The organism is Corynebacterium endometrii (assembly GCF_004795735.1).
Lineage (GTDB): Bacteria > Actinomycetota > Actinomycetes > Mycobacteriales > Mycobacteriaceae > Corynebacterium > Corynebacterium endometrii.
In genome coordinates, this window is record NZ_CP039247.1 from 2458738 (window position 1) to 2477061 (window position 18324).

The 18324-nt window shown below is 62.4% G+C and carries 16 protein-coding genes; 8 read left to right on the top strand and 8 right to left on the bottom strand.

Features of this window, described 5'->3' with window-relative positions; genetic code table 11:
- The first annotated feature begins 27 nt into the window (after positions 1–27).
- The 8 genes from CENDO_RS11025 (at position 28) to CENDO_RS11060 (ending at position 12390) form a co-directional block, all read left to right on the top strand.
- Positions 28–648 carry an NUDIX hydrolase gene (locus CENDO_RS11025; RefSeq protein WP_136142055.1) on the top strand — a complete coding sequence of 207 codons (621 nt, stop codon included), beginning with the start codon at positions 28–30 and terminating at the stop codon, positions 646–648.
- On the top strand, positions 645–2927 hold the full coding sequence (locus CENDO_RS11030) for a hypothetical protein (protein ID WP_136142056.1): 2283 nt from the start codon (positions 645–647) through the stop codon (positions 2925–2927). The genes CENDO_RS11025 and CENDO_RS11030 overlap by 4 nt, the downstream gene beginning before the upstream one ends.
- Positions 2928–2940: 13 nt before the next feature.
- Positions 2941–6249: a murein biosynthesis integral membrane protein MurJ gene (gene murJ / locus CENDO_RS11035; protein WP_136142057.1), complete on the top strand. Its 3309-nt coding sequence runs from the start codon at positions 2941–2943 to the stop codon at positions 6247–6249.
- A 14-nt stretch (positions 6250–6263) separates the two neighbouring features.
- The gene (gene pepN / locus CENDO_RS11040) at positions 6264–8744 is read left to right on the top strand and encodes an aminopeptidase N (RefSeq protein ID WP_136142058.1); all 2481 of its coding nucleotides are present in this window, start codon (positions 6264–6266) and stop codon (positions 8742–8744) included.
- Positions 8745–9075: 331 nt separating this feature from the next.
- Positions 9076–9657 (top strand): RNA polymerase sigma factor, encoded by a 582-nt coding sequence (locus tag CENDO_RS11045; protein ID WP_136142059.1) that lies wholly within the window; start codon positions 9076–9078, stop codon positions 9655–9657.
- Positions 9658–9799: 142 nt separating this feature from the next.
- The gene (trxB, locus tag CENDO_RS11050; protein WP_136142060.1) at positions 9800–10726 is read left to right on the top strand and encodes a thioredoxin-disulfide reductase; all 927 of its coding nucleotides are present in this window, start codon (positions 9800–9802) and stop codon (positions 10724–10726) included.
- 63 nt (positions 10727–10789) lie between these two features.
- Entirely contained in the window at positions 10790–11113 is a 324-nt protein-coding gene (trxA, locus tag CENDO_RS11055) for a thioredoxin (protein ID WP_136142061.1), read from the top strand.
- Between the two features lie 95 nt (positions 11114–11208).
- Positions 11209–12390 (top strand): N-acetylmuramoyl-L-alanine amidase, encoded by a 1182-nt coding sequence (locus tag CENDO_RS11060; protein ID WP_136142286.1) that lies wholly within the window; start codon positions 11209–11211, stop codon positions 12388–12390.
- A 169-nt stretch (positions 12391–12559) separates the two neighbouring features.
- Here CENDO_RS11060 and CENDO_RS11065 read toward each other — a convergent pair whose 3' ends face one another.
- From CENDO_RS11065 to rpmH, 8 genes are all read right to left on the bottom strand, one after another.
- Entirely contained in the window at positions 12560–13177 is a 618-nt protein-coding gene (locus CENDO_RS11065) for a hypothetical protein (RefSeq protein ID WP_136142062.1), read from the bottom strand.
- A gap of 13 nt (positions 13178–13190) precedes the next feature.
- Positions 13191–14237 carry a ParB/RepB/Spo0J family partition protein gene (locus CENDO_RS11070; RefSeq protein ID WP_136142063.1) on the bottom strand — a complete coding sequence of 349 codons (1047 nt, stop codon included), beginning with the start codon at positions 14235–14237 and terminating at the stop codon, positions 13191–13193.
- Positions 14238–14240: 3 nt separating this feature from the next.
- The gene (locus tag CENDO_RS11075) at positions 14241–15089 is read right to left on the bottom strand and encodes a ParA family protein (protein WP_136142064.1); all 849 of its coding nucleotides are present in this window, start codon (positions 15087–15089) and stop codon (positions 14241–14243) included.
- 10 nt (positions 15090–15099) lie between these two features.
- Positions 15100–15747, bottom strand: coding sequence for a 16S rRNA (guanine(527)-N(7))-methyltransferase RsmG (rsmG, locus tag CENDO_RS11080; protein ID WP_136142065.1), 648 nt, complete (start codon positions 15745–15747; stop codon positions 15100–15102).
- A gap of 136 nt (positions 15748–15883) precedes the next feature.
- Positions 15884–16861 carry a membrane protein insertase YidC gene (gene yidC / locus CENDO_RS11085; protein ID WP_136142066.1) on the bottom strand — a complete coding sequence of 326 codons (978 nt, stop codon included), beginning with the start codon at positions 16859–16861 and terminating at the stop codon, positions 15884–15886.
- 13 nt (positions 16862–16874) lie between these two features.
- On the bottom strand, positions 16875–17144 hold the full coding sequence (yidD, locus tag CENDO_RS11090; RefSeq protein WP_210726541.1) for a membrane protein insertion efficiency factor YidD: 270 nt from the start codon (positions 17142–17144) through the stop codon (positions 16875–16877).
- Positions 17132–17503, bottom strand: coding sequence for a ribonuclease P protein component (gene rnpA, locus CENDO_RS11095; RefSeq protein ID WP_136142067.1), 372 nt, complete (start codon positions 17501–17503; stop codon positions 17132–17134). Before rnpA ends, yidD begins: the two co-directional genes overlap by 13 nt.
- 19 nt (positions 17504–17522) lie before the next feature.
- Entirely contained in the window at positions 17523–17666 is a 144-nt protein-coding gene (gene rpmH, locus CENDO_RS11100) for a 50S ribosomal protein L34 (RefSeq protein ID WP_003847033.1), read from the bottom strand.
- Positions 17667–18324 lie beyond the last annotated feature (658 nt).

An 18324-nucleotide genomic window follows, 5' to 3' on the forward strand; every position in this document is an offset into this window, starting at 1 on the left:
TCTTGGAGTCTACTACGATAAGCAGGGATGACTAACCACAGCAGCCCGGATAAATCCGGGGATAAACCACGGCGCAGGCGCAGGCGTAAGCGCCCCGATGACCACCGCAAGCGCCCGCAGCGCCAGCAGCGGCCGCATACGCGCATGGAAACACGGGATGAAACCTCCGCAGGCGGGCTGGTGGTTTCCGGACTAGCGGAAGCGGTGCAGCCGGATAACCAGGTGGATCTCTCCAGGATTTACGTAGCGCTCATTGGGCGCCTGGACCGCCGCGGGCGCCTGCTGTGGTCCATGCCCAAGGGGCACGTGGAAAACGATGACTCTAAGTCCGTCACGGCTGAGCGTGAGGTGTGGGAGGAAACCGGCATCTTTGGTGAGGTGTTCGCGGAGCTGGGCACCATCGATTACTGGTTCGTTTCCGATGGCGTTCGCATCCACAAGACCGTGCACCACCACCTGCTGCGCTACGTGGACGGAATCTTGAATGATGAAGACCCGGAGGTCACGGAAGTCGCCTGGATTCCGGTCTCTGAGCTCATCGAGCACCTGGCCTACGCCGATGAGCGCAAACTGGCCCGCGTAGCGCATGATATGCTACCTGACCTGGCCCGTGAGGAGGCGCGGGCGGGAAGGACCACGCCACGGTGACAAGCAAGTGCATCCGGAATCTGCGCACGGCGCTGGCTACCGGCCTAGCCGGCGGCGCCGTGCTGCTTTCCGCTGCGCCGGTAGCCGCCCCAAGTGCCTCGGCACAGGCAAGCGACGCGCAGGCATGGTCCGGCGCCCGCTCCACGGCCCAGGACTTCGATCTCAGCTTTAACGTGGTGGATCTCCAGCCCGCTAAGGAGGGCGGGCCGCTCAGGGTCACGGTGGAAATCGCCAATCCCACCGACGCTGAGGCCCGGGACCTGCTGGTGACCACCCGGCGCGGCGACGAGGTCAACTCGACGGCGGAAGTCCGCATGGAGATGGCAGCCGGCCAATTCCCGTATTACGCCACCACGTCCACGGTGGACTCCCTGGCGCCCGGCGCCAGCACGCGCGTGGATCTGGAGGTTCCCACCGCCCTGGGTGAAGAGGCAACCCTAGCCATCGAGGAACCCGGTGTGTACCCGGTCATGCTGACGCTTTCCGGAGATCTGGGCAATGGCCCCGCGCCGCTGGCGGAAGAGCGCCTGGCCGCCACCTTCGGCGATGTGGCCGGTGAACCGCGCCGCCGGCGTGAACAGCAGGCCCGGGCCAATGGTGAACAGCAGGCCCTCAACCCAGCCAGCCCGGAGGCGCCGGGCGGCCCGCGCGGGGCGGAAGAGGGCGCCCCCAATCCGCTCACCCTTATCTATCCCATCTCCGCGCCGGTGGACATCGTTCCGGGGGAGACGGGGGAGGAGGAGCTGATCGTGGCGTCGGAAGAGTTGGCGGCGCAGCTAGCGCCTCACGGCCGCATCTCCGCACTCCTCGACGCCTACCTTGACACGGACCTAGACGGTGCCGGCTGCGTCGCGTTGGATCCCGCCCTGCTGGACGTGGCGAACCGCATGGCCGGCGGCTATACCGTCAACGCCCAGCGCCCCTCCATCACGCAACCGCCCAAGCGCCTGCGTGATTCCTGGGGCCAGGATGACGATGATGACCGCGGCGCGCCCGGCACCGGTGGCACGGACGCCCGCGCGTTCCTCGACAAGCTAGCCGGCGTGGACTGCCTCATCACCACGCCGTGGGCCAACGCGGACGTCAACACCGTAGCCGCCGCCCGGAACGAATGGCTTACCTATGAGGCTACGGAGCGCGGCGCGGAGACCGTTGAGCGCATCCTGGGCACCCCCACCGCCAGCAACCTCATCGCCCCGGGCACTGGCTACCTGACCAGGAAGATTGACGTGCCGGCACTCGTCGCGGATAACACCGCCTGGGCGGGACCCGCCGCCACCTTCGATGCTTCCCTCGGCGCGGTCCTGGCGCAGACCGGCTCCGCCCCCAACACCGTGGGGTACTCCAACCCTTCGCTGCGCTACGACTATCGCCTGGATTCCCGGCTCTCCCGTGACGTGACGGCCCGCGCGGCCCTCACGCTCGCCGCCACGCAGGGGGCCACGGTGGCGGTGCTGCCCAACAACCAGGACGCGGCCACGGGGCGGGCTGTATTGGAAACCGCGCGCGCTTTACTTGAGGCGCAGGCGGCCACGCCGCGCGAAGTGGCGGACCTGCCGCTGGAGACCACAATGACCCGCCTGGACACGCTGACCGGCCTGGGAACCCCGTTTGCGGATCCATCCGTGATCAGCCCGCAGGACGCGGCCCGCATCGAACAGCAGGCGCGCTACATTGACAAGCTCACCTCGCTGATGGTCAACGACCCGGCCATCTCCATGACCCGTTACGGGTTTACGCTGCCGCTGCGCCGCGACCTGCTCGCGGCGTCCACGCTGCACGGACGCACCACTGTGGCCGGACACCAGGGCGCGGAAGACTATACCGCCGCGGTCCTGGACGGCAATTCCACGACGCTGAGTGAACTGCGCGAATCCGTCATGCTGGTCCCGCCCGGGAACGTCTTTACCCGCGTGTCTGAATCCTCACCGCTTCTGATCGTGGCGCAAAACGGCCTGCCGCTGCCGGTGGAGGCAACCATCGAATATGACGGCCCGGCGGAGGCGCGCCTCAACACGCCGGAAACGGTACGGATCCCGGCGAAGGGCTCCATTACCGTAACCATGACCTCAGATCTGCCGCAGGGCGTGGAGCGTACCGATCTTCACCTGTGGTTGGCCACGTCAGAAAAGGACACCGTGTCCACGCCAATCACCATTGCGGTGCAGACCAGGGCCGGTATCGTCAGTTTGTACGGGCTAGGCGCCGTTGGCGTCCTGGCAGTCTTCTTCGCCCTCCTGTTCCAGATGGGGCGCAAGAAGAAAAATTCGAATAGATAGTTATGTAACTTCAATGACATCACCTCATGATGACCAGGTAACAGCCCCCGTCGGCACGCGCGGGCGCATCGTCACGCCCACACCGCCGGCGCCCGTGCCGGTTCCGCGTGCCCCGCAGCCCGCTGCCGCCGAACCGGTAGAGGACCGTTCCTCACTCCGCGCGCCCACCGCCGAGCCGGCGGGGCCAGCCGGGGAGCAGGCCGGAAACGCCGCTACGTCCGACGGCGACGTGGTCCGCGCCACCTCCACCATGGCCATTGCTACGTTGCTCTCCCGCATCACGGGATTCCTGCGCACGGTAATGATCACGTCCACCCTGGGAGGCGCGATTGCCTCCGCCTTCCAGACGGCGAACCAGCTGCCGAACCTGATTACGGAAATCGTCCTGGGCGCGGTTCTGACCTCCCTGGTGGTCCCGGTCTTAGTCCGCGCGGAAAAAGAGGATCCTGACCGCGGCGAACAGTTCATCAGGCGCCTGTTCACGCTCGCCATTTCGCTGCTGGCCACCATCACGGTGCTGGCGGTCATCTGCGCGCCGATCCTCACCACCATGATGTTGCCGGAGGACGGCCAGGTCAACACCGGCCAGGCGGTCTCCTTCGCCTACCTACTGTTGCCGCAGATCAGTTTCTATGGCCTGTTTGCGCTGTTCCAGGCCATTTTGAATACCAAGGGCGTCTTTGCCCCGGGCGCCTGGGCGCCGGTGGTCAACAACCTCATCTCCATTGGCGTCATGGCGCTTTATTGGCTGCTGCCGGGTGCGCTGCAGCCCGAGGCGGCCTCCCCAATCACGGACCCCCACGTCCTGCTGCTGGGGCTGGGCACCACCCTGGGCGTGGTGGTGCAGTGCCTGATCCTGGTGCCGTACCTCAAGCGCGCGGGCGTTAACCTGCGCCCGCTGTGGGGCCTGGACGCGCGCCTTAAGCAGTTCGGCGGCATGGCCGTGGCGATCATCGCGTACGTGGCCATCTCCCAGGCTGGCTACGTGGTCACCTCCCGCGTGGCCGCCAGCGCGGACGCTAGTGCCCCGGTGGTCTACCAAAACGCCTGGCTGCTGCTCCAGGTGCCGTACGGCGTGATTGGCGTGACCCTGCTGACCGCAATCATGCCGCGGCTGTCCCGCAACGCCGCGGACGGCGATGAGGAGGCAGTGGTCCGCGACCTGACCCTGGGCTCCAAGCTGACGTTCATCGCGCTCATCCCAATCGTCATCTTCATGACGGGCTTTGGCATCCCCATCGCCCGCGGCCTGTTCCAGTACGGCCTCTTCGACGCGAACCAGGCCGAACTTCTGGGGCTAACGCTGAGCTTCTCCGCGTTCACGCTGATCCCCTACGCCCTGGTCTTGTTGCACCTCCGCGTGTTCTACGCCCGTGAGGAGGCCTGGACGCCCACGTTCATCATCGCCGGCATCACCGGCACCAAGGTGGTGCTCACGCTGCTGGCGCCGCTGGTGGCCAACTCGCCTGAATCCGTGGTTATCCTGCTGGGTACCGCCAACGGCTTCGGTTTCATCTCCGGCGCGGTCATCGGCGCGTTCCTGCTGCGGCGCAAGCTGGGCAGCCTGGGCGGCAAGGCCGTCATGGCCACTACCACCTGGGCCGTCATAGCCTCCACCGTGGGCCTGGCCGTGGCTCTGGCGGTCAATTGGGTGACTAACCTCATCCTGCCGGAGGACATTCCTTCCGTGCTGATCCTGGTGAAGCTGGCAGTCCTGGGCGTTATCTTCCTGGTGGTCACCGGCATTGTGCTTTCCCGTTCCGGCCTGCCGGAGGTGGCCAGCCTGGGCCGCGCGCTCCAGCGCATCCCGGGCATGCGCCGTTTTATCAAGGTGCAGGACGCCCCGGTGGAGGAGCCGGCGGAGATCGCGGAGATCCAGCCGGTTTTCGCCGAGGATTCCTTCATGGCCTCCCCGGTACCGCCGCCTATGTCCGCCGGCATTGTCCGCGGCCCGTCGCTGGTGCCGGGCGCGCCTGTCTCCGACGGGCGCTTCCGCCTGCTGCAGGATTGCGGTTCCGTGGAGGGCGCGCGTTTCTGGCGCGCGCGCGAGCAGGAGACCGGCCGCACCGTGGCGTTGACCTTTGTGGATACCTCTGGCCGCGCCCCAATGGCGCCGCTTTCACGTGCCGAGGCCGCCCAGGGGGCAGCCGCCGTTTCCCGCGCCACCCGCAAGCTGGGCGAGCTGGGTCTCGCGGCCGTGGCGCCAAATATTGAGATTTTAAGTTACCGCAACGGCTGCCTGGTTGTGGCCGATTGGGTAGAGGGCACCCCGCTGCGCACCGTGGCCGAGGGCCATGGCTTGGATCCGCGTGCCGTGGCGCTGGCTACGGCGCCGCTGGCCCAATCGATGGCCACCGCGCATGCCGCGGGACTGACGCTGGGCCTAGACAATAGCTCCAGGGTGCGCATTTCTACCGATGCCACCGCCGTCCTCGCCTTCCCCGCCGTCCTCGGTGAGGCCAGCGTGGAAAAGGATCTGGGCTCCTTGAACTCCACGCTGAACCTGCTGGTGGGTTCCACCGCGGAAACCCCGGAGCAATTGCAGGCGATAGCGGACGAATCCGGCGCCGATGCCCAAACGGTGGCGGAGCGCCTGCTGGCCTTCGCCCATGACGTAGAGCTAGAGGCCGAGGCCAAGGATCCGGAAGGCTACACCGAACCGGAACCGGAGCTGATCGAAGCCGATGAGGCCAACGAGGAAGACCCGGAGCCGGCCGCGGGCTTCGGCGGCAGGGAGGTGTCCTGGACGGGCTTTATCACCATCGGCGCGCTGGCCATGCTCTTTGTTGTTGGCATGGCGGCGCTGACCGTCTGGCTGATCTCCCTAATCGGCGGGGAATCGGAGGCGGCACCGGTGGATGCCAAGTCCATTCAAGCCCCGATCCAGGGCGAGCGCGAGACCTCAACCCCAGCGCGCCCACCCGTACTTCTTGACCTCGGCGAGGCCACCGCCTACGGCGCCGCCGCGGACAACGAGGAGGCAACCTCCGGCGACGTGGCCGCTATTGCCGATGGTGACGGGAATACCTCATGGGTTATCAAAGACACGGAGGCGGGCTTTGAGCTTGCCGTGGCTGAGCCCACCCAGCTCAACCACGTATTGGTCTCCCACTCCCGTTCCACCGGCGCCGAATACGTCATCCACGGGGTCAATGACGAGGGCGAGGATAAGTTGGCCTCCGGCGAACTGACCCGCGGCCGCCACGCGGCGGAGCTTGAGATTTCTGAGGAAGAATACTCCTCAGTGATCGTGGAATTTACCTCGCTGCCCTCCGCCGGGAAGATAACTATCAGCGAAGTAGAGATCACGGGTCAGCCTTAAATACACTGGTCCGCATGACTGATGCGAACCTCACTCACGTCGAAGCTCAAGCGCGCACCCGGGCGCTTGAGCTTTCCGCGTATTACCTGCACCTTGACCTCTCTCAGGCCCCCACGGAGGAGGCCGGGTACACGGTGACCTCCCGCGTGGACTTCACCACCACGGACGCGGAGGTTTTCCTGGATTACCTGGGAGAGTCGGTCCAATCCGTTGCCATTAACGGGGAGGCGGTGGAACCCGACTTTGACGGCGGGCGCATCTACCTGCACGACCTGCCCACCGGTAACCCCTTGAGCGTGGAGGTCACCGGCACCTCGCTGTATTCCCGCACCGGCCAGGGCCTGCACCGCATGCGCGACAATGCGGATGGGCAAACGTATGTGTATTCGCACCTGGAGCCCTCGGACGCGCGGCGCATCTTTGCCTGTTTTGACCAGCCGGACCTCAAGGCCATAGTCAACGTCACCATGACCGCGCCGGAGGGCTGGACCGTGCTCTCCAACCAGCCGGCGATAAGCACGGCCGGCACCACCACTACCTTCGCGCCAACGCCGCGGCTATCCACCTACCTGACTTCCTTTGCCGCCGGCCCGTACGTGTCCAAGCAGCGCACGTGGAACGCCCCGGATGGCTCGCTATCCTCCGAACTGCGCGCCTTTGCGCGGGCGTCCATGGAGGAGTACCTGGATGACGAGATCCTTGATATCACCGCCCGCGGCATGGACTTTTTCCACGAGAACTACGGATTCCCTTACCCGTGGGGCAAGTATGATTCCATCTTTGTTCCGGAGTACAACCTGGGGGCCATGGAAAACCCGGGCCTGGTTACGTTCACGGAAAAGTACCTCTTCCGCTCCAAGGCCACCCGCTCCCAGCACGCCGGGCGCACCAACACCATCCTCCACGAAATGAGCCACATGTGGTTCGGCGATCTGGTCACCCCGCGCTGGTGGGATGACCTGTGGCTCAAGGAATCCTTCGCGGAATTCATGGGCGCGGATGCCTCCGTCGAGGCCACGCCTTATACCGAGGCCTGGACCAACTTCGCCGGCCAGCGCAAGAACTGGGCCTATTCTCAGGATCAGCTGCCAACCACGCACCCCATCAAAGCGGAGATCCCAGACGTTGACGCCGCCCGCCAGAACTTTGACGGCATCACCTACGCAAAGGGCGCCTCCGTGCTCAAACAGCTGGTCCACTACGTGGGCCGGGACAACTTCTACGCCGGCGCGCGTGACTACTTCAAAGCACACGCCTTCGACGCGGCCACCTTTGGCGATCTGCTCACCGCGCTGCGCTCCCACACGGACCGCGATCTCGACGCGTGGGCCCACGCGTGGCTGCGCACGTGGGGCCCGGATACGCTGACCCCGCGCGTGGAGGCAAACACCTTGATCATCGAGGCCACCGCGGACGATAAACTGCGCCCTCACCGCATCGATGTCACCCTCTTCGATGCCGACCTTAACCCTTACTCAACGCTGGATGTGGACGTTAACGGCGCCCGCACCGAGGTGCCTATCACCGGCGAGCCCGCCCTGGTCCTGCTCAATGACAACGACCACACTTATGCCAAGGTGCGCTTCGACAAAACCTCGCTGGCAACCCTGCGCGCCTCCTTGAGCTCCATTGACAATGAGCTCTCCCGCGCCGTGGCCTGGACCGCCCTGTGGAACCTCACGCGTGACGGCGAATGGCCGGTTGAGGATTACCTGGCGACGGTCCTGGCCCACGCCCCGGCGGAGCAGAACCCCACGCTGTTGACCACGGCGTTTGCCAATGCCGCCTACGCCGCGGGCCACTACACCCCTGAGGCTATGCGTGATGAGATCCGGGCCAAATACGCCGATGATGTGTGGGCCCTCTTAAAGGCCGCGGAGGCCGGTTCGGATACCCAACTGGTGCTGGCCCGCGCGGCCATCGGCGCCCTGGCCGCCACCCCAGAAAAGGCGGGGACGGAACGCCTGCGCTACCTCCTGGGCGGCGGCGTGGCCGGCGTGGAGCTGGACCCAGACATTCGCTGGGCGGTGCTCACGGCGCTATCCGCGCGTGACGCCGTCACCGCCGAGGAACTCGAAGAGGAAAAGCGGCGGGATAACACGCTGACCGGCGCGGCCGCATACCTCGGCGCGCGCTACGCCACGCCCGACGCGGCCACCAAGCGGGAAGTCTTCGACCTGCTCCGCGAGCCGGGCCGGTGGTCCAACGCCGAGGTGGATGCCCTACTCAGCGCCTTCAACGCGCCGCGTTCCGGTGCGTTGACCGAGCCCTTCGCTCAAGAATTCTTCGAGGTACTCGGCCAGATCTGGGAAGACCACCCCATCGAGATTGCCAACCGCCTTGTCCGGGGCCTCTACCCCGAGCTGCCCATGGCCCTGGAGGCCACGGACGCGTTCATCGCCAACGGCAAGGTTCCGGGCGCGCTGCGCCGCGTGCTCCTTGAGGTTCAAGACGCAGTCCGCCGCGCGCTGGAGGTGCAGGGCCGGCAGGGCTAAAGGCTAAGGAGATAGGGGCTGGGGCCTATCCGCGCCTCAATCCCATCCCAAATCCCCTAGAGAGCCCCGGAGCATAATCCTCCACGAACGACACGCGCCACCGCGTGGGTAACCGGCCTAGCCGGGCCCCGCGGTGGCCTTTCGCGTTTTGCGGGCTGAACTGGGGAAAGGCAAGGAGTGAATTTAAAACCAAATGAATTGTGCACGCAATTCGTGGACTTTAAATCCGTTTCGTGTTTCAAATTAAATAGGGAACATCTACCGGGTGGGGCCGGGAGATACGCCCGGGGAGATAGTACCGGGCAGAAAAAATCGGGGAAAGGATTCGGGGATGGCAGGGGAGCAGGGCCGCCGTAGCGATGAAGACTTGGTTGATGCCTTCATCGCGGGGGATACTCGGGCCTTTTCGGAAATCGTCGGGCGGCACAGGAAGCGCCTGACCTACGTGGCGCGCCGCTACACGCACAATGACACGGACGCCCAGGACATCGTGCAGGACGCGCTGCTGAAGGCTAGCACCAATATGCATTCATACCGCGGGGAGGCAAAGCTGTACACGTGGCTGCACAAGCTGGTGCTTAACAGCGGCTTCGACTACCTAAACCACCGGGCCAATAGGGAGAATGCTTCTTTAGACAGCGAGGACTTTGACCATGATCGCAACCGCGCAACCGCCCATGACCCCACCCCACATATTGAAAATTCAATCCTGCTGAAAACGGCGATGGAACAACTGCGGGAGGACCAGGTGGAGGCGCTCTACCTCACCGATATAGCCGGGTTTCCCGTCCATGAGGTGGCCAAAGCCCAGGGGGTTCGGCCGGGAACCGTCAAATCCCGGCGCTCGCGCGCGAAGGAGGTACTGCGGGCCGCGCTGGACACGCGCGGCGATTATGCAGCTCATTCCCAATAGGGCTCGGCCGCTGCGCGAGATCACGTATTCGGCGGTAGCGGGGTAGACTCTGTTCGAGTTACAGGTTTTCGGGAACGGTTGAACAACCGCCCTGGGGACCCACAATGCATTGATACGTGAGCACTACTTAGAGGAGTGAGCAATGACCATCCACGATGTTGCCATCGTTGGTTCTGGCCCAGCTGGCTACACCGCAGCGCTGTACGCAGCGCGCGCAGAGCTCAAGCCAATCGTATTTGAGGGATTCGAGTACGGCGGCGAGCTAATGAACACCACCGAGGTGGAGAACTTCCCTGGATTCCAGAAGGGCATCATGGGCCCGGAGCTCATGGAGGAGATGCGCGCACAGGCCATCCGTTTCGGCGCCGACCTGCGCATGGAAGTTGTGGATTCCGTTGAGCTCGAGGGAGAGATCAAAAAGCTCCACGTTGGCGATGAGGTCTTTGAGGCCCGCACCGTCATCCTCGCCACCGGCGCCGCCCCGCGCCACCTCGGCATCCCAGGTGAAACCGAGCTGACTGGCCGCGGCGTATCCACCTGCGCTACCTGTGATGGCTTCTTCTTCAAGGGCCACAACATTGCCGTGGTAGGCGGCGGTGACTCGGCAATGGAGGAGGCAACGTTCCTCACCAAATTCGCTGAGTCCGTGACTATCATCCACCGCTCCGAAAACTTCCGTGCCTCCAAGATTATGCTGGAGCGCGCCAAGGAAAACCCACAGATCAAGTGGGAAACCAACAAGACCGTGGAAAAGGTAGTAGAAGCTGACGGCAAGGTAGCCGGCCTGGAGTTGAAGGACACCGTCACCGGCGAGACCAAGATCCTGGACGTGACCGCAATGTTCGTGGCCATTGGCCACGATCCACGCTCCGCGTTCCTCAACGGCCAGGTAGCGCTCAATGAGGGCGGATACGTCCAGGTTGAGCAGCCAACCACCCGCACCAACATCCCTGGCGTCTTCGCCTGCGGTGACCTGGTTGACGATCACTACCGCCAGGCGATTACCGCGGCCGGTTCCGGTTGCCGCGCGGCCATCGACGCTGAGCATTACATCGCGGCCCTGGGCTAAAGGCCGCACCCTAGGCAGCCTGATTAGGCGGCCTAACCACTGATTTTATTAAAAGGAGAGACTATGAGCTCCATCAAGAACGTGACCACCAATGACTTCCGCGCTGAGGTCACCGAGGCGGACAAGCCGGTTGTAGTTGATTTCTGGGCGGAATGGTGTGGTCCATGCAAGAAGCTGGGCCCGATCCTCGAAGAAGTTGCCACTGAACTGGGCGATGACGTCAAGGTTGTCAAGGTCAACGTGGACAATGAGCGCTCGCTGGGCGCGATGTTCCAGATCATGTCCATCCCGTCCGTCCTGATCTTCAAGGGCGGCGAAAAGGTGGATGAGTTCGTGGGTCTGCGTTCCAAGAAAGACATCGTGGCGCAGATTAAGAAGCATATCTAGGTTGGTAATCTGGATAACTGATTGATCGCGTTGAACTACTTGTGCGTCTTGGGTTCCATACATCGCTTTCGCAAGGAAGGAAGGAGTGAGTAATGCTGAAGAAGGTTCTTCAGGTGGGTGATAAATCTACCCGCGTAGCTGAGGCTCGCGCCACCCTTGCCCGTTTGGGAAAGCTTTCTGACTACACCGGTGATCTTTCTGATTGGAAAAAGCAGAAGTACACCGATTCGGACAAGGTCTTTGATGAGGCACTCGCCGAGGCCCTCAAGGCCTTCCAACAATCGCGAGGAATTGTCCCGTCCGGCAATATCGATGACCTGACGCTGCGCGAACTGCGTCACGCCTCGTATTCTCTAGGCGCGCGCGTGCTGAGCTACCAGCCCAACAATGAGCTGGTGGGTGATGACGTGTCACAGTTGCAGCGTCAGCTCCAAGAGCTGGGCTTCTACCACAATCGCGTGGATGGCCACTTTGGGGAAAACACCCATGCGGCCCTGGCTGAGTACCAGCTCAATTATGGGCTTCAGGATGACGGCGTGTGCGGCCCGGCCACGATCCGTGCGCTGAGCCTGCTCGGGCGCCGCATCACCGGCGGCTCAGCCCACAACATCCAGGAACGTGAACGCGTGCGCAACGCCGGTCCTAAGCTGGCCGGCAAGCGCGTGGTCATCGACCCCACGCTGGGTGGCAATCACTCCGGCCGCGTAGTCAAGGGCCGTTTTGGCGAGATCACGGAGGAGGAAATCCTGTGGGATCTGGCCCAGCGGATTGAGGGCCGCATGATCGCCGCCGGCATGGAAACCATCATTTCGCGCACCAAGTCCGACGATCCCTCCGTCCAGGACCGTGTCGAACTTGCCAACGGATTCGGCGCTGACCTCATCATTTCCCTAGCGTGTGATGAGTACCCGAATGAAAAGGGCAACGGCGTTGCCTCCTTCTACTTTGGTACCGAGTACGGCAACTCCTCATTGATTGGCGAGACCTTGTCCGGGTTTATCCAGCGTGAGATCTCCGCCCGCACGCCTTTGGGAAATAACCGTAACCATGGCCGCACCTGGGATCTGCTGCGTTTAACGCACATGCCGGTTGTGCAGGTAGTGCTGGGTTACTTGACTAACCCCGGCGACGTGGCCGTGCTGACCAACCCGTCCCGCCGCGATGACATCGCCGAAGCGATCGTGGTGGCTGTCAAGCGCCTGTATCTCCTCGACGATGACAATGCCAAGACGGGTACGTTTAAATTCGCCGAGCTGCTCAAGGCCGAGGGCAATTAAGGCCCCTTCCGGAATCCCCTCCTAGGGGCCCGAAGTTAAAGCGGAATTAGTTTCTACTAGTTCCGCTTTTTGCATAGCAGTAAAGCCCCCGTAGCCTGGGGATTCATCCACCTTGGCTGGCGGCCGGATTCGACCTAAATCCACCGATGGCGAGCTGTTGCCCTGAGCCTTACGCCAGCGCCCTGGCTAGCAATTGCTCCACCGCGGCGGCGGTTAAGAGGTCATGGGCCGGCGGCAACTCAAGCCGCAGGCGCGGGGTCACGGGGTGGTCCGCAACCACCTCGAATCCGGCGGCCTGGAGGACGTCAACGGTCATCAGCCCAATCGACTCGGGGCGAGTACCCATGAAATGGCGGCACATGTCATAGGCCACGGGATCAGCGGTAGCTGAATCGGGGGAATGCAGGCCGGTGTAGTACCCAAAGGCCTCCACGGCGGACGCGCCGCGCTCCGTCAGATCCATGATGGCCGAATCCAGCAGGACCGCCTCAAGGCCGCGTCCGGCGCGGGCCGGATTGATGAACAGGGACGTGATGATGGCCGCATCGGGGGAGAGGGGGCCGGTAGCCATCTTGGCCACGCCTGGTGCGTCATCGCGCCCGCAAAACAGCACGGTGGCTTCCTCGCCCACCGTGTAGCCGCACTCACCGAAGCCTAGGAGCGTAGCGCTAAACCACGCCTCCTTCTCAAACTCCGGATCTGCGACGTCCTCTGCGGCAAACTCCCAAAACGTAGAACGCCGTGCCTGAGGATGGATAACAGTATTCTGCTTAACCTTTTCCAGCATGCACGGCCCCGTATTACTTCTTGCCCTCGATCAGGGACAGGATGCGCTCAAAGTCTTCCTGATCGCCGAACTCGACCACCATCTTGCCCTTGCGCTTGCCCATGGTGACGGTGACCTTCGTATCAAAGCGGTCCGCGAGGCGCTCCGCCGTGTCCGTGAAGAACTGCGGCTGCTGTGCCACCGGGCGCTTCTTCTTTTCCTCGGGCTTGCCCTCACGCTTCCACAGGGTGACGGCCTCCTCGGTGGCACGCACGGACAACCCCTCGGCCACGATGCGGTCAGCCAGCTGCTCCATAGCCGCCGGATCATCAAGCCCCAACAGCGCACGGGCGTGGCCGGAACTCAAAACTCCCGCGGCGACCCGTTTTTGCACGGAAACGGGCAGCTTTAGCAGGCGCAGCATGTTAGTGACCTGCGGGCGGGAACGGCCAATGCGGTCAGCCAGCTCATTCTGCGTGACGCCAAACTCTTCCAGCAGCTGCTGGTACGCCGCGGCCTCTTCCAGCGGGTTGAGCTGCACGCGGTGGATGTTTTCCAGCAGAGCGTCGCGGAGCAGGTCATCGTCGGACGTATCGCGGACGATGGCCGGGATAGTGGCCAAGCCGGCCTTAGAGGACGCGCGCCAACGACGCTCACCCATGATCAGCTCGAAGCCATCCTCACCCGGGCGGACAACCACCGGCTGCAGCAAGCCAAACTCGCGGATGGAGTGGACCAGCTCATTGAGGTCCTCTTCATCAAATACCGTACGGGGCTGCTTAGGATTGGGGATGATATCCCCAATGGGGATCTCCCGGTACGTGGCACCAATGGCCGCCGGCTTGGGCTGGCGCTTCTTAGAGCCGGTAGTGGCGATGGTCGGTGCGCCCTTGACGCGCTTGCCCCCAGACGCCCCAGGTGACTCGGAACCCTCACCGGCGGGCTTCTTCTGGGGAGCCCCGCCCAGGATTACGTCCGCCGCGGAATCACCCAAGCGTGGCTTGCGGGAAGGAGCGCCAGGACCAGATGGGATGAGTGCGGCCAGACCCTTGCCCAAGCCGCCTTGCTTTTTATCTTCCATGTTCTATCCTTCCAATTCCGCGTAGATCTCAGGGCTAACACCAATGGCGCCGGTGGTTGGGTGAGGCACGTAATCACCACGCCTATCCAGCTCACGCGCCGCGGCGTTATAGGCCCGCGCGCCGGCCGAGGAGGGGTCATATTCAATGACCGTCTTGCCGTAGCCCGGAGCCTCAGACACGCGGATCGAGCGCGGGATGACGTTTCCTAACACCACGGCGCCGAACTGCTCGCGGACCTCATGGGCAACCTGCTCAGCGAGCTTTGTGCGGGCGTCATACATAGTGAGCAGGATGCCGGAAATGTGCAGGTCTTCATTGAGGTGCTCGCGGATCATGGAGATATTTCCCAGCAACTGCCCCACGCCCTCCAGCGCGTAGTACTCACACTGGATGGGGATGATGACTTCTTCGGCGCACGTCATTGCGTTGATGGTCAGCAAGCCCAGGGAAGGCGGGCAGTCAATGAACACGTAATCAAAACTGTGTTCATCCAAGAAGCCGTTGTGCAACGCATCGAAGAGGCGGAACTCGCGGCGGACCAAGGAGACCATTTCAATCTCAGCGCCCGCAAGATCAATGGTGGCGGGGATGCAAAACAGGTTCTCCAGAGTCGGGGAGGCCTGCATGCACTGCTCGGCGCTGCGATCCCCCAAGAGGACCTCATAGCTGGAATCAGTGCCGGAGGTATGCTCCGCACCCACCGCGGTAGAGGCATTGCCCTGCGGGTCCAGGTCAATCACCAACACCTTTTTGCCCGCCTCGGCAAGGGCCGCGGCAAGGTTGACCGCGGAGGTGGTTTTACCCACTCCGCCCTTCTGGTTCGCGATGGTGATAAGACGTGGATTAGTCATGCCCCCCACTCTAGTTCACCCTCCGGACACGGATAATCGTGGTGCCCTTTACCGTCTCTACCGTGGGTTTTCCGGCGCCCGCCTTCTTCAAATCAGCGGCGTCCCGTTCGATCTCCTCGAAGACGGACTCGCCCTTCATAGCGATCATCTCCCCACCCTTGCGCACCAACGGCAGCGACCACTTGGCCAGCTTGCCTAGGGGCGCCACGGCGCGGGAGGTGACAATGTCCGCTCCGGCCACGGCCTTTTTCACCGGGCCTTCCTCGGCGCGACCGCGGATCACGGTGACGTTGTCCAGCCCCAGCGCCTCCTTAACCTCCGACAGGTAGGTAGAACGCTTCAACAGCGGCTCAACGAGGGTGATATCCAGATCTGGGCGCGCAATGGCCAGTGGAATACCCGGCAACCCCGCACCGGAGCCAACGTCAACAATGCGTGCGCCTTCCGGCATGACCTCACCAATAACGGCGCAGTTAATCAGGTGCCTCTCCCACAGGCGCGGTACCTCGCGAGGGCCTATGAATCCGCGAATAGAGCCATCCGTGGCAAGGGAATCATGGTAGCGCTGTGCCAGCGGCAGACGGTCCCCGAAGACCTCGGACGCCAAAGCGGGCGGCCGCTCCTGACTGTCCTGCGGGTTGTTTACTGCCACGCGCATACTCCTTAGACCGCTAATGAAATAAACCTTGTCCTAATTTAGTGCAGCGCCCGCACCTATTCCACCCACGGATCAGCAAAGCCCCGCTACCACCTACTCAAGTAGAGGGTAACGGGGCTAGGCGGCGCGCTAAACGCTAGCTCCTCTTGCGCTGCTTCTTAGTCCGCTTATCGAGCTTGCGGGCACCCGGCTTCGGGGCGGAGGTGCGCTTGAGCTCAATCTTTGCGGCCTCCTCAGCGGCCTCTTCCTTATCCATCTTGGCGTATACCCAGCGGGTCTGGAAGAAGGTCCATACCGTGTTAGACAGCATGTAGAACAGCAGACCGATCGGCCAGATGAAGCCGGAAACCACCAGCATGCCTGGCATAACCCAGAGCATCAACTTGTTCATCATGGCCATTTGCTGCTGCATCATCTCAGCGTTCTCGCCCTGTGGTGCCGCGGTCTTGCCGGACAGGCGGCGGGCCTCCTGGCGGTCGATGCTGGCCTTCGCATTCAAGTGGGTCAAGGCAGCGATGATGGCAATCAATGGGACCACGATGGGCGCCACCTGCTGCCAGCTGATGTTCTCCAGCACCGCGGAGTTTGCCTGCAAGTTAGCCACCAGTGGCACACCAAAGACCTTGGCGTTCAAAAACTCCTGGACAGCCTCAGGGCTGAAGATGTAGTTTGCCGTGTTGGCGTTTTGCTCCACGGACATCGGCTCGGAGGTGGTTCCTCCGAAGCCGCCGGCCACGGCCACGGTGCGGTCAAAGGAACGCAGAACGTGGAACAGGCCGATAAACATTGGGATCTGCGCCAGGACTGGAAGGCAGCCGGCCAAAGGACGGAAGTTATTGTCCTTGTAGATCTTCTGCATCTCTTCCGCCTGCTTGGTGCGGTCATTCGCATACTTGGTGCGAACTTCCTGCAGCAGCGGCTGGATTTCCTGCATCTTGCGCGAGGATCGCAGCTGGTTGATGGTTGGCTTGACCATGAGTGCCTTCAGCGTCCAGGTCAGCAGCACGATAGCCAGAATCCACGTAATTCCCCACGCGGGGTTCAAAACGAGGCTCAAAAGCCAATGCCAAAACCACAAAACAGCCGAGATTGGCCAATAGATGAAATTAAGCACGGGTTAATAGTTCCTATGTTTGTTTGTTCACCGGATCGAATCCGCCCGGATGCCATGGGCCGCATTTGCTGAGCCTGGCCGCCGCCATCGCGGTACCCCGAACGGCTCCATGGATGGAAATTGCTTCGAGGGCGTAGGCGCTGCAGGTCGGTTCGAATCGACAGGTAGACACCATCTTAAGGGGTGATAAGTACTTTTGGTAGAGCCGCACCACGAAAACCAGTGGTTTCGCGGCGCCGCGCGCCTTAGGGATGTCCTCCCCGGAGGAATTTACGTACCCCATATCTTGCGCAGGGCCTTCCGCATGTCTCGTTCAAGCTCCGCGCTGCTCGCCCGGCCGGACTGCGGCAGGGCCCTGATGACCAGGTCTGTGCCTGCAGGGATCTCAGGGATGAGCTTGGCGCACACATGCCGAAGCCGCCGGGAGGTGCGGTGACGTACCACCGCATTCCCGACGGCCTTAGAGACCACCAGCCCAAAGCGTGGGCCGGCGTGTCCAGTTAAATCAGCGTGTGCTTCGGCTTGCATACCACCGCTGTGATGCAGATGCACCACTAGAGTGCGGGACCCCGCACGCTTACCACCTTTGATGGTGCGCCGGAATTGCACCGGCGAAGTGAGCTTATGCTGGGTTGGAAGCACGGTTGAAAGCTTCTTGCTACTAAGCAGTCAGCTTTGCGCGGCCCTTCTTGCGGCGTGCTGCCACAATTGCGCGACCTGCGCGGGTGCTCATACGGGTACGGAAGCCATGCTTGCGAGCACGACGACGGTTGTTCGGCTGGAACGTCCGCTTGCCCTTTGCCACGGTAATTCTCCTTGAAATTTAAGCGCGGGTCCGACCCTGAACCTGTGCGACCGGGTGCAAGGTGAACCCACTAAACGAATGGATTCGTGAGAATGTGCCCTATCAAAATCCTGTTAAGCCCTCTGGCTAACGCGAGCGATGTTGAGCTCTCACGCGCAACGGACACAGATATGCCCAATGCGATAGACCATGACAGATTACGTGACAGGTAACCCCTCGAACAAATCGACACCCGGGTACCCCCAAAATTACAAAGCTGTTTTTCTGCGCAGGTAGGGGGCCAGATCTCGCCGTAGCCAGCGCTCCATCGCCCGCCGCGGGGGCACCAGTAGCGACACGCCGATGGAGGTGAAATTTCTCCCTGTCAATTTCTTGGACTCCCCTGCTCACACGCGGTAAAACTGGTTTATTAACAATCCACAGGTCGGGATCAACTGTGGATAAACCTCAATTGAAGGTTTAGACTTTCAATGTTTCCGCTGGATAAACCGGCAATTACCCGAATTGCAAGTTATCCACAAGCATGAGTTAGGCTGTGGATAACTTTTTCATCCACAGCTGTGGATAAATCTGTGGAATGCAAGGTAATGACAAAAATCTGGGTGTGATCAATCCAGTGAACAACTGTTGAAGAAAGTAAATCAGGAAAGAAGTACAA

Excerpts from the sequence above, each read along its gene's own strand:
- trxA (WP_136142061.1), top strand. The coding sequence starts at position 10,790 with ATGAGCTCCATCAAGAACGTGACCACCAATGACTTCCGCGCTGAGGTC.
- CENDO_RS11025 (WP_136142055.1), top strand. The coding sequence starts at position 28 with ATGACTAACCACAGCAGCCCGGATAAATCCGGGGATAAACCACGGCGC.
- CENDO_RS11065 (WP_136142062.1), bottom strand. The coding sequence starts at position 13,177 with ATGCTGGAAAAGGTTAAGCAGAATACTGTTATCCATCCTCAGGCACGG.
- CENDO_RS11070 (WP_136142063.1), bottom strand. The coding sequence starts at position 14,237 with ATGGAAGATAAAAAGCAAGGCGGCTTGGGCAAGGGTCTGGCCGCACTC.
- trxB (WP_136142060.1), top strand. The coding sequence starts at position 9,800 with ATGACCATCCACGATGTTGCCATCGTTGGTTCTGGCCCAGCTGGCTAC.
- pepN (WP_136142058.1), top strand. The coding sequence starts at position 6,264 with ATGACTGATGCGAACCTCACTCACGTCGAAGCTCAAGCGCGCACCCGG.
- CENDO_RS11075 (WP_136142064.1), bottom strand. The coding sequence starts at position 15,089 with ATGACTAATCCACGTCTTATCACCATCGCGAACCAGAAGGGCGGAGTG.
- CENDO_RS11045 (WP_136142059.1), top strand. The coding sequence starts at position 9,076 with ATGGCAGGGGAGCAGGGCCGCCGTAGCGATGAAGACTTGGTTGATGCC.
- rsmG (WP_136142065.1), bottom strand. The coding sequence starts at position 15,747 with ATGCGCGTGGCAGTAAACAACCCGCAGGACAGTCAGGAGCGGCCGCCC.
- murJ (WP_136142057.1), top strand. The coding sequence starts at position 2,941 with ATGACATCACCTCATGATGACCAGGTAACAGCCCCCGTCGGCACGCGC.
- yidD (WP_210726541.1), bottom strand. The coding sequence starts at position 17,144 with ATGGGGTACGTAAATTCCTCCGGGGAGGACATCCCTAAGGCGCGCGGC.